Below are 25773 nucleotides of genomic sequence, written 5' to 3' on the forward strand. Positions count from 1 at the left end.
CATGGCCAAACCCGCCAAGGGCCGTGAGCCACGCCCGCTCAGCTTCTACCTGCTGGCGGCGTTCTTCGGGCTGTTCGTGCTGTTCCTGTATGGCCCGATCGCGACCATCGTGATCCTGTCGTTCCAAGGGCCGAACGGCGGGCTGACCTTCCCGATGAACGGCGTCTCGACCCACTGGTTCCACAACCTGTTCCAGCAGCAGGCGGTCGGCGATTTCGGTGGTGCTCTGACCCGCTCGGTCAGCCTGGGCCTGATCGTGATGGTCGTGACGGTGCTGTTCTCGGTGGCGGCGGGCCTGGGGTTCCGGCACCGCTTCCGGGGCTCGGGCGTGATCTTCTACATCGCGGTCGCCAGCCTGATCGTGCCGTCGATCCTGGTCAGCCTGGGCATCGGCCTGATGTTCAACATCGTGGGCGTCGAGCCCAACTGGTTCAGCTCTGGCCTCGGCGCGCACCTGACCTGGACGCTTCCGTTCGGCCTGCTGATCATGTTCGCCATCTTCAACCGCTTCAACCGGGCCTACGAGGAGGCCGCCCGCGACTTGGGCGCCACACCTTGGCAGACGATCCGCTTCGTCGTGCTGCCAATCATCGCCCCCAGCGTGATCGGCATCGCCCTGTTCGGCTTCACGCTGTCCTATGACGAGTTCGCCCGCACCCTGATGACGGCCGGCAGCTTCAACACACTGCCGCTGGAGATCTACGGCATGACCACCAACGTCACCACGCCGGTGCTCTACGCGCTGGGCACCCTGACGACGGCGCTCTCATTCCTGGTGATCCTGGCGGCCCTGGGCGGCGTGCTGCTGGTCCAGCGCCGGCGGGCGAGGCTCGGGTCGGACGCGGGGGTGGGAGTCTAGCCCAATTCGAACGTCGTGATGCCGAAGACGCGGGCGAGGTCGATGTCGGGTGGCGGGCCGGCGTACATGCGGGCGGTCTCGAAGGCCGGGGTCAGCCCAAAGCGCGCCGCCAGGGCAAGGGCGGCGCGGTTTGGTTCCGGGACGTCCAGGATCACCGTCTCGTTGGCGGGCAAGCGGGTGGCGATGCCGCGGAACAGGGCGTCGGCGGTGGCGGGATCGTCGGCGAACAGGGGGCCGATCTTCCAGCCGACGCGGCAGGGGCGCGCCACGGCGTAGCCCTGGAAGCTTTCCGCCGACGCTCCCGCCGCCAGGGCGATCACGCCGGGCATGCCGATCCAGGCGGACAGGAAGGCCGCGCGTGGGGCCCCGAACAGGGGCAGGTCGTAGTCCAGCAAGGTGTCGAACGGCATGTCGGTCAGGCTGGTCAGGCCGTCCGGCGCCTCGACCGGGGGGACGACGCCCTGGTGGCGGATGTTGCGGTGGGCCAGCGCGAAGCCGGACTTTCGGTAGTTCTCCTGCTGGGCCACCACGCCATCGAGACCGACCGTGCGGCCCGCCAGATACTCCATGCCGGATCGCCAGATCGTCATGCCATGGCCGCGCGCCCGATATCCCGGACGGGCGATGTAGAGGCCGAGGAAGCCGAATCGCTCGCCATAGCGGATGACGGAGATCGCGGCGGCCGGCTGGCCGTCGTCAGCCTCGACGATGTGGAAGCCGGTGGGATCGGCAAGGTGGAAGGCGGCGGCGTCGCCGAGGCCGGGGTTCCATCCCTCGTCCGCCGCCCATTGGATCACCCGGTCCAACTCGCCCCGGCTCATGGTCCTGATCGTCACGTTGGCATCCCTCTCCACTCATCACGTCGATCGGGATTGAAGCATGACACGGGACTTGCGACAACGGCGCGCCCGCGGCTAAGTCCGCCATCCCATCCCGCGTAACGAGGGCGCTCCTTGCGGCCAGACATCCTGTTCCCCCTGTTCGCCCCGGTCACGACGCTGAAGGGGCTCGGGCCGAAGCTCGGCAAGCTGACCGAGAAGCTGGTCGGACCGCATGTGGCGGACCTGCTGTGGCACTTGCCAACCGGCATCATCGACCGCCGCTTCGCGCCGGAGGTGGCGAACGCTCCCGACAACGCCATCGCCACCTTGACGGTCCGGGTCGAGCACCATTCCGCCCCCATGAACCCGCGCCACCCCTACAAGGTGCGATGCCGGGACGACAGCGGCGAGATCGACCTCGTGTTCTTCCACGCGCGGGGCGACTGGCTGTTGAAGCAGTTGCCGATCGGGCAGCAGGTCGTCGTCAGCGGCAAGGTCGAGTGGTTCAACGGCATGCCGCAGATGGCGCATCCGGACCACATCGTCCCGGCCGATGCCAAGGGCGAGTTCGAGCCAGTGGAGCCGGTCTATCCCATGACGGCCGGGCTCGCCTCGAAAGTATTGCGGAAAGCGGTCGCCTCGGCGTTGGCCGCCGCCAAGGACCTGCCGGAGTGGCAGGACGCGGCTTGGCTCGCCCGGCGCGGCTGGCCGTCCTGGCGGGCCGCCCTCGCCACCGTCCACAATCCCCAGGACGAGGCGGATCTCTCCGGCATGACGCCGCCGCGTGGCCGATTGGCCTTCGACGAGTTGCTGTCCAACCAGTTGGCGCTGGCCCTGATCCGCCAGCACCAGCGGAAGCTGTCGGGCCGCTCCGTGGTCGGCGACGGCAGGCTGCGCCAGCGGGTGACCGCCGCCCTGCCCTTCGCGTTGACCGGCGCGCAGGCGGGCGCGCTGGAGGAGATCTACGACGACATGCGGGCGGACCGGCGCATGCTGCGGCTGCTGCAAGGCGATGTCGGCAGCGGCAAGACGGTCGTGGCCCTGCTCGCCATGCTCAACGCGGTCGAGGCCGGGGCGCAGGCGGCCCTGATGGCGCCGACCGAGATCCTGGCGCGCCAGCATTTCGAGACGCTGACGCCGCTGGCGGAGGCCGCCGGGGTACGGCTGGCCGTGCTGACCGGCCGCGACAAGGGCAAGGCTCGGGCCGCCATCCACGAGCGGCTGGCCGCCGGGGAGATCGACATCATCGTCGGGACCCACGCGCTGTTCCAGGAGGACGTCGCCTTCCGCGACTTGGCGGTCGCGGTGATCGACGAGCAGCACCGCTTCGGTGTCCATCAGCGGCTCCAGCTATCGTCCAAGGGCCGGGCGGTCGACGTGCTGGTCATGACCGCGACGCCGATCCCGCGCACGCTGACCTTGACCGCCTATGGCGACATGGACGTGTCGCGCCTGACCGAGAAGCCGCCGGGCCGCAAGCCGATCACGACCATCACGATCCCGATCGACCGGCTGGAGGAGGTGATCGCCGGCGTCCAGCGCAAGATCGCCGAGGGCGCCCGCGTCTATTGGGTCTGCCCCCTGGTCGAGGAGTCGGAACTGGTCGATCTGGCGGCGGCCACCGACCGACACGCGCTGCTGCGCGGCATGATCGGCGAACGGGTCGGGCTGGTCCATGGCAAGATGAAGCCGACCGACAAGGATGCCGTGATGACCGCCTTCGCGGGCGGCGGGCTGGACGTGCTGGTCGCCACCACCGTGATCGAGGTCGGCGTCAACGTGCCGGAGGCCTCCGTCATGGTGATCGAGCACGCCGAGCGCTTCGGCCTCGCCCAGTTGCACCAGCTGCGTGGACGGATCGGCCGCGGCACGGCGGCGTCGACCTGCCTGCTGCTGTATGACAACCCGTTGAGCGAGACGTCGAAGGCACGACTGACGATCATGAAGAACACCGAGGACGGCTTCCTGATCGCGGAGGAGGACTTGCGCCTGCGGGGGGCTGGCGAGGTGCTGGGCACCCGCCAGAGCGGGTTGCCGGAGTTCCGCATGGCCGACTTGGCTGTTCACGGCGATTTACTGGCGGTGGCGCGAGACGACGCCCGGCTGATCCTGGACCGCGATCCCGAGCTTCAATCGGAGCGCGGGCGGGCGCTGCGCGTTCTGCTGTACCTGTTCGAACGGGAGCAGGCGGTCAAATACCTGCGGTCCGGCTGACCGGGGCGGCCTCAGTCCGAGCCGTAGAGGTTCTTCATGCCCAATTCGTCGCTGCGCTGCTTCTCGAGTTCCTGATTGTAGCGCCGCAGGGCGTAGGCTTCGGTCAGGTAGCCCACCACCTTGCGGCTGGTCGGGCTGTCCAGGACGGGAAGGGTTTCCTCCTCCGCCTCGCTGAAATGCTTGAGCGCGGTCCTGACATTGGTGCGCGGCAGCAGGAAATAGCGGACACCCCGGACCAGGGTGGCCACCTGGGTCTTGTCCGCCGTCTCGTCCAAATCGGGGTTGTGGACCATCGCCATATCGATCAGGCCGCGGTATTGGGCCGCCTCGTCGACCACGAACACCTGCTTGACGCTGCCCAGCGGATAGATCCGGCGCAACGCGGCGATGTTCATGTCCTCCTCGACCACCTTCTGGTCGCGGCGCATCAGGCGGCCGACCGTCAGGTCCTCGATCCAGCCGACGTCATGAGCACCCCGGATCGGGACGCCGCGCAGGTGGAAGCGCCACGTCGCGAAGGAGTAGCCGAAGACCTTGCGGACCACGACGCTGGCGACCACGACGCCGGTCAACACGCCGACCGTGGCGGGGAAGTCGGCGGTGCTTTCCAGCACCAGCATCACCATGGTGATCGGCGCCCCGATGATCGCCGCCGCGACGGAGCCCATGCCGACCAGCATGAACGATGTGTCGCTGACCGAGAGTTCCGGATAGACCCGGTCGGCGACTTGGGCCAGCACGCCGCCAAACAGGCTGCCGAGGAACAGCGACGAGCTGAACAACCCTCCCCGGAAACCGGAACCCAGCGAAACCGCCGACGCCAGGATCTTGACCGTCAGCACCGTGAGCAGCACCGGCAGGGTGTAACCGGCGTCCAGGCTCATCTGGAGGGCGCCGTGGCCGCTGCCCAGCACTTGGGGAACCCACATCGCCATCAGGCCGACGCAGAGCCCTCCAAGCGCCGGCCTGATCCAGATCTGGGGCGCCAGCCTGCGGAAGAAGCGTTCGCAGACGGTCACCGCCTGCATGGTCAGGATGCCGAGCCAGCCGGACGCGAATCCCACCAGCGCGAAGGCGGCGTAGTCGACCGCGCCCGCCCCGACCCTGGTGACATCGACCATGAAGATCGGCGCGGTCCCGATGGTGAGGCGGGCGACCAGCGTCGCCACCACGGCCGCGACCGCGACGGGCGCCAGCGCCGCCAGCGTATAGCTGCCGATCACCAGTTCGAAGGCGTAGAAGGCGCCGGCCAGCGGCGCGTTGAAGGCGGCGGCGATGGCGGCGGCCGCCCCGCAGCCGGTCAGGATGCGAAGGTCGCCCCGGCGCAGGCGGATCACCTGCCCGACGGCGGAGGACAAGCCGGAGCCGGTCTGGGTATAGGCCGCCTCCATCCCGACCGATGCGCCGCAACCGTTGGAGATCAGCGTCGAGATGGTCAGCCGGAAACTATCGATCAACGACATCTTGCCGCCGAACAACGCGTTGGCCTCGATCGGGTCGACGATCTCGCCGGGTCGTATCTTGCGGACGAAGAAGATCAGCGTGCCGACCAGAAGGCCACCGAGCGTCGGCCCCAGCACCATGGCGGCGGGTGCTATGTCGACACCCTCGCTGAGATAGCGCCCTTCGGCGATTCCGAAGACCAGTCGGTGCAGCAGGCCCACGAGGTCGTGGAGCAGGACCACGCCCAAGCCGATCACGCCGCCCAGCACGCCGCTGATCAGGATCAGCACCATCTCGCTGTTGCGCAGCTTCCGCGTCGGGATCGCCATGCTCAGGCGGCGGATCGACCACGTCTCGGTGTGCTTCGGGACGGCCGCGGGCTCGGCCGGCGCGTCGCGGGGAGTGTCCGAAGGATTTCGGGTAGCTTCCGACATGATGGTGCTTGGCGCTTCGCTCGAATGATCCGGCGGAGCCGGTTTGGGCGTCCCTTGCCTAACACCTCGGAGGGCGAAGCGGCACCGCCGCCGGTTATTCCACCGTTTCCCGCGTCCTCTCGCGCTCCAGCGGCATGCCCCGGCTCTCGACCGGGCGGCGGTCGGGCGGCGCCACGATGCCACCGGACACCACCATCTTGATCCCCTCCTCGACCGTCATCTCCAGCACGCGGAGGTCGGTGCGCGGGACGAACAGCAGGAAGCCGGAGGTCGGGTTGGGCGTGGTCGGGACGAACACGTTGACCACCTCCTCGCCGGTCAGGTCCCTGACCTCGCCTTGGGTGGTGCCGCTGATGAAACCGATCGTCCAGATGCCCCGCCGGGGATATTCCAGCAGCACGACCTCGCGGAAGGCGGCGGACTGGTTGGCCAGCACCGTCTCCATGATCTGCTTGGTGGCGGCGTAGACGCCGCGCACCACCGGCATGCGCGCCAGCACGGACTCGCCAGCGCGAACCACCAGACGGCCGATCACGCCGGCCGTCAAGGCGCCCGTCAGGGTCAAGGCCACCAGGACGATCACGACACCCAGGCCGGGAACGCTGAACGGCAAGTAGTTTTCCGGATTGTAGGTCGCCGGGATCAGCTGCGAGACGGCGGTGTCGATCAGGTTGATCACCGCCCAGGCCAGGTAGAGCGTGATGGCGACCGGCGCCGTGACGAGGATGCCGGCCAGGAAATAGGCCCGCAGGCGGCCCATCATGCCGATCCTGAGTGGCTTGGCGGCTTTTCCGGACGCGGCGGCCTGTGTGTCGGCTGGCTTGATGGTTTTTTCGGGGAGCACGGGCTTAACCTGACCTGGGAGGTTGATCGATGATGGGCCGGACGCCCCGATGGCACAATGTTTTGTTGGGCGGCCCATTGGACGTTAGGTGGGCTTGATTGGCCGCTCTTGATAAAATTGGTTCAACTTGCAAGCATACAATGGGTCTCCCCATCAAGGGGAGGGGTCGCGGGCCGCGACGGGGTGCGCTATCCTTCATAGACCGTCATATGCCCGGAGAGTTCAGCCGTGTCCGAAACGCAGGTCGCATCGCTCGACCGGATCGATCTGCTGGCGTCGCTGACGCCGGACGAAAGGTCGGCCATCGTCCGCCAGTGCGGCTGGCGCCGCTACAAGGCGGACGAACAGATCATCGACCACCTCAGCGAGACGCGGGACGCCTGCTTGGTTGTCGAGGGCCGGGTGCGCGTCGTGATGTTCTCCATGTCGGGGCGCGAGATCAGCTTCGACGACGTTTCCGCCGGCGGCTATATCGGCGAGTTGTCGGCGGTGGACGGCGAGCCCCGGTCGGCGACGGTGGTGGCGCTGACCGACACGCTGATCGCCTTCGTACCTCCTCGGCTGTTCCAGGAGATCGTCACCACCCATCCCAAGGTGGCGCTGCTGTTCATGCGGCGGCTGGCGGCGATCATCCGCCGCGCCACCGGCCGGATCATGGACCTCAGCACACTGGGCGCCAACAACAGGGTCCACGCGGAACTGGTGCGTCTCGCCAAGCCCGGACTGAAAGCGGACAACACGGCGGAGATCTCGCCGATCCCGGTCCATGGCGACATCGCCAGCCGGGTCAGCACGACGCGCGAGACTGTGGCCCGGGTCTTGAGCGATCTGTCGCGGAGCGGCATCGTCGAGCGGCGCAGCCACGCGCTCGTCGTTAAGGATTATACGCGATTGGTCGATATGGTGGAGGAAGTCCGGGGCGAGTGATACGCGTCCGCCACAGTCCGTCGCCACCGAGCCGCGCATGCACGCCAATCAAAGCCTTCAAGACGTCCTGATCATCCTCGCCGCCGCCGTCCTGGTGGTTCCCATCTTCCAAAGGCTGCGGTCCAGCCCCGTGCTGGGCTATCTGGTCGCTGGAACCCTGATCGGACCCGCCGGCATGGCGATCGTGTCCGATGTCCACGGCGTCACGGTGCTGGCGAATTTCGGCGTCGTGTTCCTGCTGTTCACGATCGGGCTTGAACTGTCGATCGAGCGGCTCAAGGCGATTCGGCTCCATGTCTTCGGCTTGGGCGGCTTGCAGGTCATCCTCACCGCCGCGCTGTTCTATCTGGGCGCCCGCTGGCTCGGCCAGCCACGGGAGGCGGCCGCCATCCTGGCCGGTGGGCTGGCTCTGTCGTCCACCGCCATCGTGCTGCAGATCCTGGTCGAGCGGGGCGAGCTGTCGACCCGGCATGGCCGGCTGTCGTTCGCCGTGCTGCTGCTCCAGGACTTGGCGGTCGTCCCGCTGCTGACGCTGGTGCCCCTGCTGGCCGCCGGCGGGACCCGGCTGGCCGGCGCGCTGGGCATAGCGGCGCTGAAGGCGATCGGTGTGCTGGTCATCATCGTGGTGGTGGGGCGTCTGATCCTGCGGCCGGCGCTGCGCGTGGTCGCGGCCGCCAAATCACCCGAACTGTTCACCAGCGTCACGCTGCTGGTGGTGCTCAGCGTCGGTTACCTGACCGAGTTGGCGGGACTGTCGATGGCGCTCGGAGCGTTCCTCGCCGGCCTGCTGATCGCGGAGACGGAGTTCCGACATCAGGTCGAGGGCGACATACAGCCCTTCCGCGGCATCCTGCTGGCCCTGTTCTTCATGACTGTCGGCATGACCATCGACCTGGGGCTGATCGTCGGGCAGGCGCCCTTGGTGCTGGCGCTGGTCGCGGCGCTGGTTTTGGGCAAGGCCGTCGTGACCGGCCTGCTGTGCCGCGCTTTCGGCTTTCCCTTCGCGGTCGCGGCGCATGTCGGCCTGAGCCTGGGACAGGGCGGCGAATTCGCCTTCGTGTTGTTCAGCCTCGCGATGACGGTGGGCGTCCTGTCACCGGCGACCGGCCAGCTGATGCTGGCGGTGGTGGCGCTGAGCATGGCGCTGACGCCATTCCTGATGGCGGCGGGGCGGCTGCTCGCCAAGGCGCTGTCACCCCGGATCGTGCCGGCGGAACTCCGTCGGCTGGAGGGCGACGCCCGCGACTTCAAGGGACACGTGATCATCGCGGGCTTCGGCCGGGTCGGCCAGACCATCGCCCGGCTGCTCGACGCGCAAAGACTGCCTTACATGGCGTTCGATCTGGAGCCGTCGCGGGTCGCGGAAGGACGGGCGCGCGGGCTGCCGATCTACTATGGCGACGCCAGCCGGGCGGAGGTGCTGCGGGCCGCCGGGATCGACCGCGCCCGCGCGGCGGTGGTGACGCTGGACCAGCCACAGGCGGCGGAGCGGGCGGTCGAGGCGATCCGCAGGCTATGCCCGATGTTGGACATCCACGCCCGGGCGCGCGATCACGAACATCAGGTCCATCTGCGCGCGTCCGGCGCCACCCATGTGGTGCCGGAGATGATGGAGGGAAGCCTGCGGCTTGGCGGCCTGCTGCTCCGCTCGCTCGGCAGGTCGTCCGAAGAGGTGGCCGAGGTGCTGGAGGAGTTCCGTGTCGAAGCCTACGCCAAGCTGACCAACCTGATCCCACCCAAGCCGGATCCAGCGCCGACCACCTCACCCGAGGAGAGGAAACGCGGAGCAAGGTAAGCTCACCCGATCACTTGGAACAGGACGGATCACGGGGTCATGAAGCCTTCGAAGGACGTCGCTCCAAAGGGGTAGTTCTTCTGAAGACGCTTGGCGAATGCCAGCATTTACGGGTCATTAACCGGGAATCAGCTTAATGGGGACACGTTCAACATGAGCCGAAGGGCCAGCCGCCATGCGTACTCCGATCATCGCCTCCGAACTCCGTTCCGCCTGCCGAGTGCATGCGCGCCTGTTGGACAGCTTCATCGAACTGACCCGCGCCGAACTCGATCGGCAGTCCTGCTCGTTCGCGCAGGAGAGTCTTCGGGAGACGCTTGAACTGATGCGCTCGGACCGCAAGGCCTATGGCGCCTTGGGCGGGCTGATCGCGGTCAACGACGCGGCGTGACCCCGACGACGCCCGGCCCTTTCGACGGTTATCGGTTTGAAGCCTTTCCCCCGACCGGCCCTATTCCTTGGCCTTCTTCCGGGCGCGCGCCGGTTTGGACGCCTCCGGAGCGCTAGACCCAGCGGGTTCCGGCTCTCCCGCTGGGGCGGTCTTGGCGGCGGGCGCACGGCGGGCACGTGTTTTCTTAGGCAGTGGCTGCTCTTCCGACTGGTTGGTCGGACCGCCGGTATCCTCCCCCAGAGTCTCCGCGGCGAGCAGCGGCTCGACCGGCTCGGAATGAACCACGGTGTCGTCGCCGCCCTGTGACGGGTTTGGCATCAGAGCCTGGCTCTGGTTGTCCTCGATCGCGATCTCCTCCTTGGCAAGCACCCAATGGTCCGCGTCGCGGCCCTCGGGGCATCCCTCGCGCCGCCAAATCTCGTAGGCGCGTTGCTCCACCCGCTTTTCAACGTCGTCGATCAAGCTCATTTGAGGCAGCTCTCCCTTGGCCGGTTTCCGGCAATCCTGACAATTCCATCGCTAGGTCCCCCGGGGCAGCGCGCCACGAACGCTTCGCGCCGAACCAGTCGGTTGTCCGACGCTAACGGACAGGGAAAGCCCCGGTTCCCTCACCATCCCGCGGTTGATTCCACTTCGGCGCCGGAACCCTGACCGGCGCCATCCTCCCCATCGCGGGCGCTGGTCAGGCGCGCGATGATCTCGCCCAGTTGACGCCAGTCCACCGGCTTGGTCAGGCAGGCGTCGAAGCCAATGGCCTGGATCCGCTCGGACCGTGGCGGCATGGCGTCGGCGGTGAGCGCCACCAAGGGCAGGTCGCGCCAAGGCACTTCCATAGCCCGAACGCGCAATGCCGCCTCCTCGCCGGTCATCATCGGCATGTGAAGGTCCATGATCACGATGTCGTGGACGCCGCGGCCGATCTCCTCGATGACGCGCAGGCCGTTCTCCACCGCCATGACATCATGACCCATGCGCCGCAACATGGTGGTCACCAGCAGCCGGTTGAGGTCGTTGTCCTCCGCCAGCAGGACGCGCCTGGGCGTGGCGGTCACCGGCACCTCCTCGGCGGGCGGCGCCGTGTCCCGGGAGGCCGGGTCCCGCGACGTCGCGCGCCCCAGCCGGACGGTGAACCAGAACGTCGATCCGACATCCGGCACGCTGGTGACGCCGATGGCGCCGCCCATGCCCTCCACCAGCCGCTTGCAGATCGCGAGACCGAGGCCGGTCCCCCCGAAACGCCGGGTGGTCGAGGCGTCCGCCTGGGAGAACGGCTCGAACAGGTGCTCCCGCTGCTCCTCGCCGATGCCGATGCCGGTATCGGAAACCTCGAACATCACGCGGAGGACCTCGGCGCCGGGATCCGCCACGGTGACGCGGATCCCGATGCGTCCATGCTGGGTGAACTTGACGGCGTTGCCGACCAGGTTCCACAGCACCTGCCGCAGCCGGACCGGATCGCCGCGGACATCGTCCAGGTTCCGGCGCTCCAAGTCATCCGAGACGACGGCGAATTCCAGCCGCTTGCCCTCCGTCAGCCTCGCGAAGAGCGAGGCCACCTCGTGGGTCACCGAGCTCAGCTTGAAATCCACCTCCTCGAAATGGAGTTGCCCCGCCTCGATCTTGGAGAAGTCCAGAATGTCGTTCAGCACCGTCATCAGGGTCTCGGCCGAGCCGCGCATGATGCCTAGCCATTGGTTCTGCTCGTCCGTCAGGCCCGTGTCGGCCAGGAGATCCATGGTGCCGAGCACGCCGGTCATGGGGGTGCGGAGTTCATGGCTCATGATCGCCAGGAACTGCGACTTGGCGAGGTTCGCCGACTCGGCGGCGGCGCGCGCGCGCCGCATCTCCAGCTCGGCCTCGACCTCGCCGGTGACGTCGCGGCCGACGCCGCGATAGCCGACGAAGACGCCCGCGTCGTCGAACACCGGCTTGCCACTGCTGGCGAGGTGGCGGACCGATCCGTCCGGCGCCACGATCCTATACGTGAAGTCGCGGATCGGCCGGCGCGCCGCTATGTCGGCGGCGTAGGTCTCCCAGCCGGGCAGCTCGGTCGGATCGACCTCCGCGGCGCGCAATTCCTCCCGGCTGGCACCGATGAACATCTCCGGACCGGCGCCCGTCAGCGCGATCCCCTTGGAGATGTAGGTGAAGCGATTGTCCGGACCGGTTTCCCAGAACCAGTCGCTGGACACCTCGGCCATGTCGCGGAAGCGGGCCTCGCTGTCGCGGTGGCTCTTTTCCCGCCGCTCGATGCTGTCGGCCATGTCGTTGAAGGCGACGGCCAGCTCCCGCAACTCGGCTTCGGGAGGCACGTGGGCGCGCACCGACAAATCGCCGCGCCCCAGCCGCGCCGCCACCTCCCGCAGCCGGTCCAGCCGGCGCACGATGAGCACCTCCCCCGCGACGATGGCGGCGATCAGCGACGCCACCGTCGCCAGGACCAGGGTGACGAGACTGACGACGCGTTGCCGGTCGACCCGCGCCAGGACCGTCGCCCGCTCCAGCCCGACCGCCAAGCGCGCGTTGGTACCGGGCAGCGGCACATGGGCGTACAAGCGCTGGACACCGGAGTCGTCCACCGTCTCGAAGCGGCCTTCCGCCGTCCCCAGCATCGCGGCGACCAGGGGGTTTCCGCCGGCTGGCTGGCCGACCGGCGCCGGGCCGGGGGGGACCTCCGCGAGCAGCGTGCCCTTGCCATCGATCAGGACGAGGCTCAAGCCCGTTCCGCCGACCGTCCGCTCCGCCATCCGGTGGAGCCAGTCGATGTCGACCGCCGCCATCGCGATACCCGCGATCGGCCCGTCCGGCCCCCGGAACGCCAACGCGGTGGCGAGGACGGGCCGGCGGCTGACGCGGCCGATCAGATAGTCGCTGACGACGAACTCGCCACCCGCCAAGGCTCGCTGAAAATAATCGCGCTCCGCCATGCTGAGATTGTGACCGGAGGGTTGGTCGCTGCAAGGCACCCGGCCGTCCGGAGTGGCGAACCAGATGGAGGTGACGCCGGGATAGTGATCGCGGATCTGGCCCAGCATCTCGTCGCAAGCACCCGCCTGGAACTCCCTCAGCGTGGGAATGGCGCTCAACACCTCCAGCAGGCCCCGCACCTGCCCCAGCACCTCGGCCTGCCTGACGGCGGCCTGACGCGCCACCGCCCTGATCCCTTCATGGGCCTCGGCCAGGACGTCGTCCCGCTGGCGCCCCAGCTGGGTGAGCACCAGGATGGACAGGGGGATCAATCCGCAGGCGACGAGAAGCACCAGACGCACCCGCAGCCCGAACAAAACTCCCCATATCAGATCGGCTTTGATCGGCATTCCTGCGCCTTCAGCGTTCTGGAACCGGTGCCCCAAGACCGAGTTGACTGGTTTTATGACATATTTCAGACGACTTAGGCTACCTCAGATGTCTAGAGACAAAAAGACTTCCATCATGATGTCCACCTCACATCCTGATAAGAAGTGTTGATGACCATTGCGAATGTCGGAGGATGGTTGCGATCAAGTCCACAAGCCATGTCTTGGCAATGTCGTGGCGCAATCGAGATCAATAAAACGAAATATTGAGGATAATCACGGAACCTTAGTAAATAGAATTTAGATCGAATACTCATTCATGGGTCATAACTCGCCATAACTATGGATTTTCAAATCTCGCGAGATCGTCCACACCATTGATCATCAGTCCGCATTACCCTGGGACTCGAGCGCTCCGGTGATCCTGGCGCGACCCAGCCAAGTCCACAGCCACGCCAGCATCGCCAAACCGGCGCCGATGGCCAGCGGTAGCCGAAGCCCCAGGTGTTCCGACGCGACCCCCATGACCAGGGCACCGATCGCCGGGCCGCCGCGGAAGATCACGCCATAGAGGCTGAGCACCCTGCCCCGCATCTCGGTGGCGACGGAGAGTTGAAGGAGGGTCTGGGTCCCGACGCCGGTGACCACCATGCAGGCCCCGAGCACCGCCAGCGCTGGCAACGCGATCCACCAGCGATCGGTCGCGACGAAGGCCAGCAAGGCCAGCGCCAGCACCAGCGTGTTGCCCAAGGCGATGTTCGTCAGGCCGGCGGGGTCGCTCCGGCGGACCAGCCAGAGGCCGCCAAGGACCGCTCCCGCTCCCACGGTGGAGGTCAGCACCGCCAATCCGTCGGCGCCCGACGCGAAGACCGCCGCGGCGAAGCCCGGCAGCAGTTCCACAACGGGTCGGACACACATGCAAACGATGATGAGCAGGAGCATCATCGGCGCTATTCCCGGATGGGAAGCGGTATAGCGGATGCCATCGCCGACATCGCCGAGCAGCGACCGGCGCGCCGCCGGAAACTCCTGCCGCTCTCCCGTGACGCGGATGAAGGACAGCGAGACCAGGAACAGCGCGAAGCTGACGGCGTTGGCCGCGAACGCGGCGGAGATGCCGCCGGCCACGATCATCACCCCCGCGACCGCCGGCCCAACGAAGCGCGCGGAGTTGAAGATGATCGAGTTGATCGCGACCGCGGCCGAGAGGTCCTCGCGCTTGACCAGGCTGGGGATCAGGGCCAGCCGCGCCGGCTGATTGAACCCCGCGATCACGCCGAGCGCCACCGTCAGAGCGAAGAGCGAGGCGATGTCGATGAGATCCAAGTATGTCAGGATGAAGAGCACGATCGACTGGAGCATCGCCAGCGTTTGGCTGACCTTGGTCACCCGCAGCCTGTCCCACCGGTCCGCTACCGCGCCCGCGAAGGGACCGACGAGGACGGTCGGAAACAGATCGGCGAAAGCCATGGCGCCAAGCCAGGCGCCCGATCCGGTCAGCTGCCAGGTCAGCCAGCCAACGGCTATCCTCTGCATCCAGGTGCCGATCAGCGACACCGCGTTACCGGCGGTGTAGATGCCATAGTTCGGATTGCGGAGGGCTCTGACGACGCCGCCAAAACCGGCAGGGGATTTGGTCGGGGGAGTTATCGGTCGCAAGGGCTGTCTGGCTCCGGGGCGGCGGGGCGGGAAGCGTCCCAGGGGAAGTTCGAGGGCGCCCATCATTCCTACACCCCCTTCAACAAGCCGGTGCCGCCAAACGCTCCGATCCACGGTCCGGGATGGTCGGTTGGCCCGCTACCGGAACTTGGCGATCCCGATGGATTTCGTCGAACAAACCGCGGCTGGAAATATGAGAAGGATCATCTTGAGATCCGATGCATTCCTTGGCACGTTCGACCAACAAGTTCAGCAACTCGGAGGACGCAATCGAACAATCGTGAGCCTATCTTTTTGTCATCTCCAAATGGCACCACGACGAATCGGACAAGTTGCCGCCCCCAGCGGCAGTCGGTCCCAATGCGTTAAGGAAGCGCGAAAAAAAGAAACTTCTTCATCGATTGTGAACTACTTCACTGTCTCACGGATCAGGCCGTGGTCTTGTGGCGTCAGGTTCCCGCGATGGAGAATTCAGATGACCTCGACGCTGCTGATCGACCCGCACCGCCTGTTCCGCCAAGGGCTGACGCGTCTGCTGGAGGGATCGCGTTACCATGTGGTCGCGGAGCACGCGACCATCGAGGAGGCGTTGGCCCACCCGCTGTCGGATTTGACGGAAGAGCCGCGGCTGATCGTCCTCGACCCCGGTTCCGACAAACCGCGCTCGATCCAGGCGCTCCGCGCCGCCTTGCCGAACGCCCGGCTGGTGATGCTGACCTCGAACCTTCAAGCCGACCACCTGCGTCAGGCGGTCGAGGCCCAGGCCCATGGCTACCTGACCAAGGACCATGGACCGGAGGAACTCATCTCGGCGCTCGACAAGGTGATGGATGGCCAGTTGCTGTTCCCCGCCGGCCTCACTCCCTTCAAGATCCCCGTGCCGAAGCCGGCGCCGCCGCGCGGCCTGACGGCGCGGGAGGCCGAGATCCTGCGGCGGCTCGTCAACGGCGACAGCAACAGGATGATCGCCAACCACCTGTCGCTCAGCGAGATGGTGGTCAAAGCCTCGGTCAAGCAGTTGCTGCGCAAGATCAAGGCGGCCAACCGGACGCAGGCGGCCTTGTGGGCGATCCACCAGGGCTTCGACCAGCCGCGCATGCTCAGCGCCTGAGGTTGGATCGAATGTGTCTCTTGGGAACCCGACGCCGGGACCGCGCCATATGGCATGGTTCCGGCCGTTCCCGACGTTCCCCAGTGTCCAGGGCCGATGATGGCGTTTTGCCGCAGCGCAATAAAGACGCGGCGAAAGGTAATGATCTTGTCATGGTTCCGCCCTAGGGTGATGTCGCCGAATCGAGATTGAACCGCCGTCGAGCGTGGAGGGTGGTACACAGTCGCCGTGTTCGGCAACCTCAACTCCACGGCCGCTTCGGCGGCCGACGTGATTTCCAGGGGATCCATGGCACGCAACCGGACTTTCAACGAGATCTCCGTCGGAGACACGGCGACGATCCGCAGGGTCTGCACGGCGAACGACCTGGTGATTTTCGCGCACGCGTCAGGCAATCGAAATCCTTTGTCCTTGCCGCGCGACCGGGACAACGACGGCGTCACCGATCCGGACACGATCGCCCCCAGCATGTGGGTGGGATCGCAGATCTCGGCGCTGCTGGGCAATTCGCTGCCGGGTGCCGGCACGCGCTACCGGGGACAGACCCTGGTCTTCCACGAACGGGTCCATGTCGGCGACGAACTGGCGATCACCGTGGTCGTGACCGACAAGCGCGAGCCCAACACCATCATCCTGGACTGCAAGCTGTTCAACCAGAAGGGTGAGCTGGTCGCCGAGGGCATCGCCGACGTGCTGGCCCCGCCCGAGAGCGTCGACACGCCGGACGCCGACCTGCCAAAGCTGGTGGTGGAGCGGCACGAGAAGTTCACCCGGATGATCAGGGCGTGCCAGTCGCTGCCGCCACTGGCCACCGCCGTCGTGTTCCCGACCGACCGGACCTCGCTGAGCGGCGCGGTCCTCGCGGCCGAGGCCAACCTGATCGAGCCGATCCTGATCGGTCCCGGCGACAAGATCCGCGCCCTCGCCAAGGATCTCGGCGTGGACATCTCACGCTTTCCCATCATCGAGATCGCGCGGTCGGAGGCGGCGGCCATCCACTCGGTCGAACTGGTCCACCAGGGCAAGGTCGGGGCGATCATGAAGGGCAACCTTCACTCCGACGAGCTGCTGCACGAGGTGACCAAGGCCGGCACCGGGTTGCGCACCGCGCGCAGGATCAGCCATGTCTTCGTGCTGGACGTGCCGGGAATGGATCACCTGCTGCTGATCAGCGACGCCGCCATCAACATCCTACCCAACCTGGAGACCAAGGTCGACATCGTCCAGAACGCCATCGACATGGGGCTGGCCCTGGGCATCAGCCAGCCGCGGGTCGGCATCCTGTCGGCTGTCGAGACGGTCAACCCCAAGATACCCTCGACCTTGGACGCGGCGATCCTGTCCAAGATGGCGGAGCGCGGCCAGATCAAGGGCGGCATCGTTGACGGCCCGCTGGCGATGGACAACGCCGTCGACCTGGAGGCCGCCCGCACCAAGGGAATAGTCTCGCTGGTGGCGGGGCGGGCGGACGTGCTGATCGTGCCCAACCTGGAGGCCGGCAACATGCTGGCGAAGGAACTGACCTTCATCGCCCACGCGGACGCCGCCGGGCTGGTGCTCGGCGCGCAGGTTCCGGTGATCCTCACCAGCAGGGCGGACGACGAGAGATCCAGGCTCGCCTCCTGCGCGCTGGCTCAGCTCCATCAAGTCTTCGCCAAGACCGGCAAGCCGCTGGCTGGCCTCAACACCCAGGAGGATCGGCGATGATCGACAGCATCCTCGTCCTCAACGCCGGATCGAGCAGCATCAAGTTCTCGGTCGAGGCGCCCGCCGGTGCCGCCGCCGTTCGCATGCTGGCGGTCGGCCAGATCGAGGGTATCGGCAACCACGTGCATTTCATCGCCAAGGACGCCGACGGAGCGGTCCTGGCGGAAACACGCTGGGCCGACGGTGACGGCCCGATGGACCACGACTCGGCATTGCGCGTGATCAGCGAATGGCTCGATGGCTTCCTGGGCGACGCGCGTGTCCTGGCGGTCGGTCATCGGGTCGTCCATGGCGGGTTGGATTTCTCCGGCCCGGTGAGGATCGACGCCGCCGTCCGGGCCAAGCTCCAGGAACTTGTCCCCTTGGCGCCGCTTCACCAGCCACACAATCTGGCGCCGATCGACGCGGTCGAGGCTCGCTATCCGGGCGTGCTTCAGGTCGCGTGCTTCGACACGTCCTTCCATCGCGGGCATGCCTTCGCGGCGGAGGCCTTCGCGATACCGTTGAAGTATTACGAACAGGGCATCCGCCGCTACGGCTTCCATGGCCTGTCGTATGAATATGTGGCGCGCCGCCTGAGGGAGGTGGCACCCGACGTGGCGCTGGGCCGGGTCGTTGTCGCCCATCTTGGCAATGGCGCCAGCATGTGCGGGCTTCGTGAGGGCAAAAGCGTCGAGAGCAGCATGGGTTTCACGGCGCTCGATGGCCTCGCCATGGGCACCCGAAGCGGCCAGATCGATCCCGGCGTCCTGCTTCACCTGATCGGCGCGGCCGGAATGACGGTTCCGGAAGTCACCCGCATGCTCTACCACGACTCGGGGTTGAAGGGTCTTTCGGGCATCAGTTCGGATATGCGGGACTTGGAGCGAAGCGACGATCCGCGCGCCGTCAGGGCGATCGACTACTTCATCCACGCGATCCAGCGCCAGCTGGGATCGCTGGTGGCCTCGGTCGGCGGTCTGGACGCGCTGGTCTTCACGGCCGGCATCGGCGAGAACTCGGCCATGGTCAGGCGCCGGGTGTGCGAGAAGATGGGCTGGCTCGGCATCGTCCTGGACCCCGCCGCCAACGAGGCCAACGCCGGCGTGATCTCCGCGCCGGGGTCGCCGGTGAAGGTCCTCGTCGTCAGGACCAGCGAGGAGACCATGATCGGCCTCCACGTGCTGGAGGCGCTGGCGGAACAGGCGGTCGCCTGACGCCATTCCCCGCCACCGGCCTCCAGCGGCGCTCCCGCGAACGGGACTTGGTCAGTTCAACATGCCCTCGCCCGGGATGCTGCCCGGGCGGGTCATGTCGCCGCTCGACGGGCTGGTCGTGGCTCCCCGCTCGGCATCGTCGACACCGCTTCCGGAACTGGGGCCGGTACCGGGGGCACCGGTCGCGGGACCGTAGCTACCCCGGCTGCCCAGGGTCGAACCGCCCGACGTGGTCGACCTGCCGTCCGGCATGGTGTTGTTTCCCGGTCCGGTCAGGTTCTCGCACGCCGATGTCGCGAGCAGGGCTAGGCCGAGGGCCGCCATGGCTAATCGTGTCATATCGTTCTCCGAGGTTCGGTGGACGCTGGCGGAGGCTTGATGCCCCGGTTCACGCCACCCTAACTTGGTAAACACCCAGAGACGGCTTCCGTCCCAATCGGTGGGGCGATGGAGGGAATTGAACCGGGAACAATCGCATGCACATGACGTTGGGCCATGGCTTGGACGGGCCATGACGCCCACCACCCAGACATCCCGGAAGGATGCGGTCATGATCATGCGCAAAACAACCATCGCGGCGGTCGCCGCCCTTTCCCTTGGCCTTGGCGCCTGCGAGGGAATGAACACCGGTCAGACGGTCGGAACCCTCGGGGGAGCGGCCGGCGGCGCGCTGCTCGGCTCGCAAATCGGCGGCGGGACCGGGCAGCTGGCGGCGACCGCGATCGGAACCCTGGTCGGAGCCCTGGCGGGTCGGGAACTGGGTGGCCGCCTGCAAGGCAACGATCGGGATACGGCTGTCCAGGCGGAACAGAGGGCCGTCTCCCAGAACGAGCCGATCCAGTGGTCGAACACCAACACCGGCAATCGGGGTACGATCGAGCCGATCCGGACCTATCAGAATGAAACCGGCCGAACCTGCCGGGAATATCAGCACACCGTCTATATCGGCGGTCAGCCGGAGCGGGCCAGCGGTACCGCTTGCCAACAACCCGACGGGTCATGGCGGATCGTGAGCTGAGCGCGCGACGCTCCCATGTCCGTGTTTCCCCTGCCCGTCCTGCTGGCGCTCGCCCTGACGACGGCGGATGCCGGTGCCACCACCCGCTACGAGGACGGGCTCGCGGCGTTCAACCGGGGAGATCCCGTGACGGCGGCGCGAGTGTTCGAACCGCTCGCGCGCGCCGGTGATCCCGACGCCGAATATTGGCTCGGCAGGATCTTCGCCGATGGCCGTGGCCGGCCGGCGGATTTGGTGGTGGCCTATGGTTGGTTCGACCGGGCCGCCGCCCGGGGCCACCAGGACGCGGAGGGCGAGCGGGCGAGGCTGGCGAAGATCCTGACCACCGCCCAGATCGCCGAGGCCCGGCGGCTGACCGCAACCGCGGCCGAGCCGACGCTGGGCAAAAGGCCCGATTTGATCACCGGAGTACAGATCGAGCTGGAGCGGCTCGGTTACGACCCCGGCCCGGCCGACGGGGTTTCCGGAGCGCGGACGCGGGACGCGATCGAACGTTTTCAACGCGACGCGGCGATCGAGATCACGGGGGCCGCGTCGCCGGACCTTCTGGAGCGCCTGCGTGTCCAAGCCGCGCGCACGAAAAAGGGCGGTGGATGAACCACCGCCCTTTTCCTTATCCTTGATCCCTTTCCGGTGAGGGACCCGGACCAGCCGGGTCCCTCGTCGGATTAGAAGTTCAGGCGGGTGCTGAGCACGGCGACGTAGCCTTCGTTGTCAGCGGTGCCGGTGGTGGTGCCGGCGGCGTTGACGTTGCTCAGTTCCTCGTCGACGAACATCAGGTCGGCCTGGACCACGAAGCCCGGAGCGAGGGTGTAGGCGACACCGCCGCCGTAGGTCTTGTAGTCGCTGGCGTAGGTGGCCGGGATGCCGGTCGTGACGTTCGGGCCGCCCTTGTAGCCTTCCGCGTCGGCATAGGTCAGGCCGACGGCGAACGGACCAGCCGTGTAGCTGGCACCGACGTGCCAAGCCTTGCTGTCCTCGGAGCTGCCGGGAGCGCCGGAAACACCGTTGTAGTCATCGCCGTCGTAGTAGCCGCCGCCGAACTTGAAGCCGGCGTAGCCGACCTGGGCGCCAGCCTGCCAAGCGAAGAAGTCCTCGAGCTGCGGACCACCGATGGTGCCGAGGTCCTGGCCGGTCGCCGTCGTGCCGGTGGCGCCCAGGGCGAGCGAGAAGCCCGAGAAGCTGCCGGTGTAGTTGGCGCCGAACTCCCAGAAGTCCTTGTAGCCGCCAACGGTCTTGAAGCCGACGACGCTCTGGGCGCTGTCACCGCTGTTGCCGCTCTGCGTGGCATAGCTGACACCAGCCTGCACGCCAGCGAAGCGCGGGGTCAGGTACATGACCTTGGTCGCGTCGCTGCTGTCCGGAACCTTGACGAGGCTGCCGCCCGGAACGTTGCCGAACGAGAAGCCGCCCGAGCTCACCGCCAGGAAGTCGTAGGCGTCGCCGTCGATCTGCTCGATGCCGACCAGCGGAGCGTAGATCGCCAGGGTGTCGGCGGCGCCGTCGAAGTCGCCCAACTCGATACGGCCCCAGGTGCCGCCCAAGTAGACCGACGCCTCGTCGGTGCCGACCGAGGAGGTCGAACCGTTCTGCAGCTCGATCTTGGCACCATAGAGCAGGCCATTGTCGGCCTTGCCGTCGGCGCGGACGACGATTTCCGTCTCGATCTGGAATTCGCGGCTGGTGCGGTTGCCGACATCGTCATCGTAGTAGGCACCGAAGAACTCGGTGTAGCCACCCAAGGACACGGTGATCTGCGCTTGAGCGGCCTGTGCGTACAGAGCGGCGGCGGCGATCGCGGTGGTCCCCAAAAGGATCTTTTTCATTTAAGCTACCCCTATCGAGTATTTAATCAACCGACGCAGCCACGATCTTGTCGTCCCCGCTGTCGTCTTGGACGTATAGATACCTGAATGCCGACGAAGCTGAAGTTCTTTCTGCCTCATGGTGTGAGCTTTGGGCACATATGTGTTTCATCGGTAACATCATCCAATACGCCTATAACTACCACTTTTGTGCAACTACTTGTTCGATGCTGGATGATGAACCGATGACTGAAACCTGCTTTTGCCCTGATGATTGGTGGCACGTCCCGTAAGCTGTCGTTGACACCGAACGTCATAACCACAGCTGAAACTTCGACGGACACCGAACACCCAGGGAGGTCGCCTGGCGGCCTCGGATGACATATAAAACGCGGCCCGTCCCGCCCCGCGGCCGCGTCCAGGATGCCTTATGGAACTGATCAACCTAATCATTCTCGTCGCGGCCATACTGCTCCTGGTCAGTATCTTCACGAGCCTGATCTCCTTCCGCATCGGCGCGCCGCTGCTCCTGATCTTCCTGGGGGTTGGGTTGGCCGCGGGCGAGGAGGGCATAGGCGGGATCGCCTTCGACAACACGCCGGCGGCGTTCCTGATCGGCAGCGTGGCGCTCGCCATCATCCTGTTCGACAGCGGTTTCGACACCCGCTTCTCCAGCTACAGGGCGGCGGCGTGGCCCGCCTTGACGGTGGCGACGCTGGGAGTCGTCATCACGACGTCGCTGGTGGGAGTCGCGGCACGCTACGCTCTGGGGCTGTCCTGGCTGGAGGCCTTGCTGGTTGGCGCGATCGTCAGTTCCACCGACGCGGCCGCGGTCTTCTTCCTGTTGCGGGTCGGCGGAATCACCTTGCGCGACCGCGTGCGATCGACCTTGGAGATCGAATCGGGGACCAACGATCCGATGTCGATCTTCCTGACGATCTCGCTGGTCGAGTTGATCGCGTCTGGCGGAACCGGATCTCCTTGGCACTTGGCGCTGTTGTTCATTTGGCAGATCGGCGGCGGCCTCCTGTTCGGCGTGGCGGGCGGCGGCATTCTGATCCTTACGATCAACAGGATCAGGCTGGAGCCGGGCCTCTACCCCGTCGTCTCGATCTCGCTGGCGCTGTTCATCTTCGCCCTGGCCGCCACGCTGGGCGGCAGCGGTTTTCTGGCGGTCTATGTCGCCGGCCTGATCGCGGGCAACGCCAAGCTGCGGGGCGGCCAGAGCCTCCGGCGTTTCCACACCGGCATCACCTGGCTGAGCCAGATCGTCATGTTCGTGATGCTGGGATTGCTGGCGACCCCGTCGCGTTTCCTCGATCTGTTCGTGCCTGCGGCGCTGCTGGCGCTGGTGCTGATCCTGGTGGCGCGGCCCTTGGCGATCTGGCTGTGCCTGGCGCCGTTTCGGTTCACCGCCAACGAGACGACCTTCATCGCATGGGTCGGCCTACGGGGCGCCGTGTCGATCCTGCTCGCGATCGTGCCGACCCTATTCGATCTGCCCAATGGCCAACTCTACTTCAACATCGCCTTCCTGATCGTGCTGATGTCGCTGCTGGTCCAGGGTTGGACGATCCGGCCACTGGCGCACTGGCTGAAGTTGATCGTGCCGCCCCGAATCGGACCGGTGGACAGGGTGGAGTTGGAACTGCCGGGTCAAGCCGACTACGAGCTGGTCGCCTACACGATCCGCGAACACAGTCCGGTCGTCAGCGGCCATCGGCTGCCGCGCTGGGCCAGGCCGTCGCTGATCATCCGGGACGGGCACGTGCAGACGGTCCACAGCGTCCGGCAACTCCAGGCTGGCGATCTGGTGTATCTGTTCACGGCACCGTCGCGGGTGGCCCTGCTCGACCGCCTATTCGGCGAGACGCGCGAACTGGTCGAGGACGACCGGCAGTTCTTCGGTGACCTGACCTTGAAGGCGGACATCACGGTGGGGGCGCTAGCCGAGCTTTACGGCTTGCCACTGTCGGTGCGGAACGCGCGCCTGACGCTGGCCGACTTGTTCCGGCAGGAGTTCCGCGATGCGGTCGAGGTCGGCGACCGCCTGAGGATGGGCGCCGTCGAACTGATCGCGCGCGACATGGAGGATGGCGAACTGCTGACGGTCGGCTTGGCGTTGGAACCCGCGACACCGGCGGCGGGGTTCCGCATCCCGGTCATCCCGAGGCCGAGCGACTTGATCCAGGCGATCAAGGCATCGCGCAGCCGCTTCCAATTCCGGCTTTGGCAGCGCCGCCAGCGCCGCGCCGACCGAATCGCCCGCCGTCAGTTGGAGGCGGATGCGAAGAAACGGGAGTGATCGGCCGGCAACGGATGGGCTTCGCAATGGTTTGTTACCGCGACCGCAAAAATCCGCGGGTTGAGACAATGGCAGGTTGGAATAATGATTGACTGGATCACCGGTCTGATGAACTCGCTGGGCTACGCCGGCATCGCCCTGCTGATGTTCCTGGAGAACGTCTTCCCACCGATCCCCTCGGAGGCGGTGATGCCCCTGGCCGGCTTCACGGCGGCGGAGGGTCCCCTGACGCTGATCGGCGTCATCATCGCGGGCACGGTGGGATCCCTGCTGGGCGCCCTGCCCTGGTACTACGCGGGCAGGATCTATGGCGCCAACCGGATGCGCCAACTGGCCGACAAATACGGCCGCTGGATCACCGTGTCCCCCGAGGACATCGACCGCGCGACCCATTGGTTCGAACGGCACGGCCGGTCGGCGGTCCTGATCGGGCGCCTGGTGCCGGCGGTGCGGACCCTGATCTCGGTTCCCGCCGGCATCAGCGGCATGTCCCTGTTCCCCTTCCTTCTCTATTCGACGATCGGAACAGTTGTGTGGACCACGGCGCTGGCGCTGTGCGGCTATTGGCTCCGCGAGCAGTGGCAGGTCGTCGAAGCCTATATCGGACCGATCAGCACGATCATCGTCGCGGCCCTGGTCGTGTGGTTCGCTATGCGCGTCGTCCGGCAATGGAAGGACCGGCGTGGCGAGGAAGCCGCACGTCAGGAAGGAGAATAACGCGCGGCCCGAAGGCGCCATTGCACCGTCCACCCCGTTCCTTTAAAAGCTCGCCGAACCTTTGTTAACCATAAGTTGCGACTGTTTTTGGAGGCGACAATGCTTTGGTGTTTCGCGCGTTCGCCGTCCCGGTCGAAGGGCTTGACGGCCACGCTGGCTGGCATTGGCCTGATGGGCGGCTTTCTCGGCATCGTCGCCGCCGGAAGCGCCGAAGCCGCCCCGGTCAGCGCCGTCTACACGTTCGGCGACAGCCTGTCCGACACCGGCAACATCGCGGCGGCCACGTTCGGCACCATGCCGCTCCCGGAGTTCTATTATCAGGGACGTTTTTCCAACGGGCCAGTCTGGGTCGATCATGTCGCGGCCGCCTTCGGAACCGAGTCGAAGGCATCGCTGCTGGGCGGGACCAACCACGCCTTCGGTGGTGCCACGACCGGCGGGACGGTACCGCCCGGCGTCACTTTCCAGACGCTCGACTTCTTGTCCAAGGTGCCGACCACCGGCGCCGATCCCAACGCGCTGTACATCGTCTATGGCGGTGGCAACGATGTGCGGAACGAGCTGACGTCCAACTTGCCGGGCGAGACGCTGGCGGCGGCGGCCACGGCCAATGTCAGTCAGGCGGTCACCAATCTGGCGTTGGCCGGCGCCCGCCACATCATGGTGCCGAACCTGAGCGATCTCGCCTTGACGCCCGAGGCGATCATGGCGGGCGGCGAGTTCGCCGAGCGCGCCACGTCGCTATCGGCGGCCTTCAACACCGCTTTGACCTCGGTGATGGTTGGGCTGGAGGCGGTCCTGCCTGTCGATCTGATCCCGCTGGATGTCCGCAGCCTGTTCAACGACGTCGCGGCCAATCCGGGAAACTACGGCTTGACCAACGTCAACACGCCCTGCTTCAGCGGTGCCGTCGACCGGCCGGGAACGGTGTGCTCCAATCCCGACGAATACCTGTTTTGGGACAGCCTGCATCCGACCGCCGCCGCGCACCGGATCCTGGCCGACTACGCGCTGGCCGCCTTGAGGGGCTCGGGGGTGGGTGGATCGGATGGCGATCCGACCGATGTGCCGGAGCCAGCGACACTCGTGCTGGTCGCGGGCGGCTTGCTGGGCATGGGTCTGCTGCGTCGGCGCCAGTCCAGCGTCCCGGCCTGAACGTTCGGCATCGATCTCCGGTTCGAAGAAAAGAAAAAGCCCGCCGCCACATGACGTGGCGGCGGGCTTTTTCGTT

Annotated in this window: 21 protein-coding genes; 13 read left to right on the plus strand and 8 right to left on the minus strand. The window is 66.6% G+C overall.

From position 1 onward, the window contains the following. The first annotated feature begins 1 nt into the window (after nucleotide 1). A complete protein-coding gene (locus N825_RS20685) occupies nucleotides 2-859 on the plus strand; it encodes an ABC transporter permease (RefSeq protein WP_051512686.1) in 858 nt (285 codons plus the stop codon). Here the strand turns inward: N825_RS20685 and N825_RS20690 are convergent. Next, nucleotides 856-1695 carry a GNAT family N-acetyltransferase gene (locus tag N825_RS20690; protein WP_245613181.1) on the minus strand — a complete coding sequence of 280 codons (840 nt, stop codon included), beginning with the start codon at nucleotides 1693-1695 and terminating at the stop codon, nucleotides 856-858. The two genes, N825_RS20685 and N825_RS20690, sit on opposite strands and share 4 nt — an antisense overlap. A 117-nt stretch (nucleotides 1696-1812) precedes the next feature. Here N825_RS20690 and recG point away from each other — a divergent pair, with 117 nt between their 5' ends. Continuing rightward, the gene (recG, locus tag N825_RS20695) at nucleotides 1813-3894 is read left to right on the plus strand and encodes an ATP-dependent DNA helicase RecG (RefSeq protein WP_037456363.1); all 2082 of its coding nucleotides are present in this window, start codon (nucleotides 1813-1815) and stop codon (nucleotides 3892-3894) included. Nucleotides 3895-3905: 11 nt separating this feature from the next. Here the strand turns inward: recG and N825_RS20700 are convergent, their stop codons facing one another. Next, nucleotides 3906-5771 (minus strand): chloride channel protein, encoded by a 1866-nt coding sequence (locus N825_RS20700; RefSeq protein WP_051512687.1) that lies wholly within the window; start codon nucleotides 5769-5771, stop codon nucleotides 3906-3908. Between the two features lie 94 nt (nucleotides 5772-5865). Further along, nucleotides 5866-6615, minus strand: coding sequence for a DUF502 domain-containing protein (locus N825_RS20705; protein WP_425423743.1), 750 nt, complete (start codon nucleotides 6613-6615; stop codon nucleotides 5866-5868). Between the two features lie 228 nt (nucleotides 6616-6843). Between N825_RS20705 and N825_RS20710 the strand changes: the two genes are divergently transcribed. The 3 genes from N825_RS20710 to N825_RS20720 all read left to right on the plus strand — a co-directional run bounded on the left by N825_RS20710 (nucleotide 6844) and on the right by N825_RS20720 (nucleotide 9728). After that, nucleotides 6844-7542 carry a Crp/Fnr family transcriptional regulator gene (locus N825_RS20710; RefSeq protein WP_037456365.1) on the plus strand — a complete coding sequence of 233 codons (699 nt, stop codon included), beginning with the start codon at nucleotides 6844-6846 and terminating at the stop codon, nucleotides 7540-7542. Between the two features lie 37 nt (nucleotides 7543-7579). Further along, nucleotides 7580-9337: a monovalent cation:proton antiporter-2 (CPA2) family protein gene (locus N825_RS20715; protein WP_063833888.1), complete on the plus strand. Its 1758-nt coding sequence runs from the start codon at nucleotides 7580-7582 to the stop codon at nucleotides 9335-9337. Between the two features lie 175 nt (nucleotides 9338-9512). Continuing rightward, nucleotides 9513-9728 (plus strand): hypothetical protein, encoded by a 216-nt coding sequence (locus N825_RS20720; protein WP_037456368.1) that lies wholly within the window; start codon nucleotides 9513-9515, stop codon nucleotides 9726-9728. Between the two features lie 60 nt (nucleotides 9729-9788). On the opposite strand, the gene N825_RS40410 is transcribed toward N825_RS20720, so the two are convergent. From N825_RS40410 to N825_RS20735, 3 genes are all read right to left on the minus strand, one after another. After that, nucleotides 9789-10196, minus strand: coding sequence for a DUF2934 domain-containing protein (locus tag N825_RS40410; RefSeq protein WP_157619449.1), 408 nt, complete (start codon nucleotides 10194-10196; stop codon nucleotides 9789-9791). Between the two features lie 140 nt (nucleotides 10197-10336). Continuing rightward, on the minus strand, nucleotides 10337-13045 hold the full coding sequence (locus N825_RS36740; protein ID WP_051512688.1) for an ATP-binding protein: 2709 nt from the start codon (nucleotides 13043-13045) through the stop codon (nucleotides 10337-10339). Between the two features lie 363 nt (nucleotides 13046-13408). Continuing rightward, nucleotides 13409-14749, minus strand: a complete 1341-nt coding sequence (locus N825_RS20735) for an MFS transporter (RefSeq protein WP_084164925.1) — start codon at nucleotides 14747-14749, stop codon at nucleotides 13409-13411. A gap of 409 nt (nucleotides 14750-15158) precedes the next feature. Here N825_RS20735 and N825_RS38025 point away from each other — a divergent pair, with 409 nt between their 5' ends. The 3 genes from N825_RS38025 to N825_RS20750 all read left to right on the plus strand — a co-directional run bounded on the left by N825_RS38025 (nucleotide 15159) and on the right by N825_RS20750 (nucleotide 18697). After that, a complete protein-coding gene (locus N825_RS38025; protein WP_037456371.1) occupies nucleotides 15159-15794 on the plus strand; it encodes a LuxR C-terminal-related transcriptional regulator in 636 nt (211 codons plus the stop codon). A gap of 288 nt (nucleotides 15795-16082) precedes the next feature. Further along, nucleotides 16083-17501 (plus strand): bifunctional enoyl-CoA hydratase/phosphate acetyltransferase, encoded by a 1419-nt coding sequence (locus N825_RS20745; protein WP_037456556.1) that lies wholly within the window; start codon nucleotides 16083-16085, stop codon nucleotides 17499-17501. Continuing rightward, the gene (locus N825_RS20750) at nucleotides 17498-18697 is read left to right on the plus strand and encodes an acetate/propionate family kinase (RefSeq protein ID WP_037456374.1); all 1200 of its coding nucleotides are present in this window, start codon (nucleotides 17498-17500) and stop codon (nucleotides 18695-18697) included. The genes N825_RS20745 and N825_RS20750 overlap by 4 nt, the downstream gene beginning before the upstream one ends. A 51-nt stretch (nucleotides 18698-18748) precedes the next feature. Here N825_RS20750 and N825_RS20755 read toward each other — a convergent pair whose 3' ends face one another. Next, entirely contained in the window at nucleotides 18749-19036 is a 288-nt protein-coding gene (locus N825_RS20755) for a hypothetical protein (protein ID WP_157619452.1), read from the minus strand. A gap of 217 nt (nucleotides 19037-19253) precedes the next feature. Here N825_RS20755 and N825_RS20760 point away from each other — a divergent pair, with 217 nt between their 5' ends. Then, entirely contained in the window at nucleotides 19254-19715 is a 462-nt protein-coding gene (locus N825_RS20760; protein WP_037456560.1) for an RT0821/Lpp0805 family surface protein, read from the plus strand. Between the two features lie 15 nt (nucleotides 19716-19730). Then, on the plus strand, nucleotides 19731-20312 hold the full coding sequence (locus N825_RS20765; protein WP_037456379.1) for a peptidoglycan-binding protein: 582 nt from the start codon (nucleotides 19731-19733) through the stop codon (nucleotides 20310-20312). Nucleotides 20313-20383: 71 nt separating this feature from the next. Here N825_RS20765 and N825_RS20770 read toward each other — a convergent pair whose 3' ends face one another. Further along, nucleotides 20384-21541 (minus strand): porin, encoded by a 1158-nt coding sequence (locus tag N825_RS20770; RefSeq protein ID WP_037456381.1) that lies wholly within the window; start codon nucleotides 21539-21541, stop codon nucleotides 20384-20386. Between the two features lie 409 nt (nucleotides 21542-21950). On the opposite strand from N825_RS20770, the gene N825_RS20775 reads away from it, so the two are divergent. The 3 genes from N825_RS20775 (at nucleotide 21951) to N825_RS20785 (ending at nucleotide 25697) form a co-directional block, all read left to right on the plus strand. Next, nucleotides 21951-23825, plus strand: a complete 1875-nt coding sequence (locus tag N825_RS20775) for a potassium/proton antiporter (protein WP_037456383.1) — start codon at nucleotides 21951-21953, stop codon at nucleotides 23823-23825. Nucleotides 23826-23909: 84 nt separating this feature from the next. Next, nucleotides 23910-24542 (plus strand): DedA family protein, encoded by a 633-nt coding sequence (locus tag N825_RS20780; RefSeq protein WP_037456386.1) that lies wholly within the window; start codon nucleotides 23910-23912, stop codon nucleotides 24540-24542. A 99-nt stretch (nucleotides 24543-24641) separates the two neighbouring features. Next, entirely contained in the window at nucleotides 24642-25697 is a 1056-nt protein-coding gene (locus tag N825_RS20785) for an SGNH/GDSL hydrolase family protein (protein WP_084164927.1), read from the plus strand. Nucleotides 25698-25773 lie beyond the last annotated feature (76 nt).

The organism is Skermanella stibiiresistens SB22 (genome assembly GCF_000576635.1).
GTDB lineage: Bacteria > Pseudomonadota > Alphaproteobacteria > Azospirillales > Azospirillaceae > Skermanella > Skermanella stibiiresistens.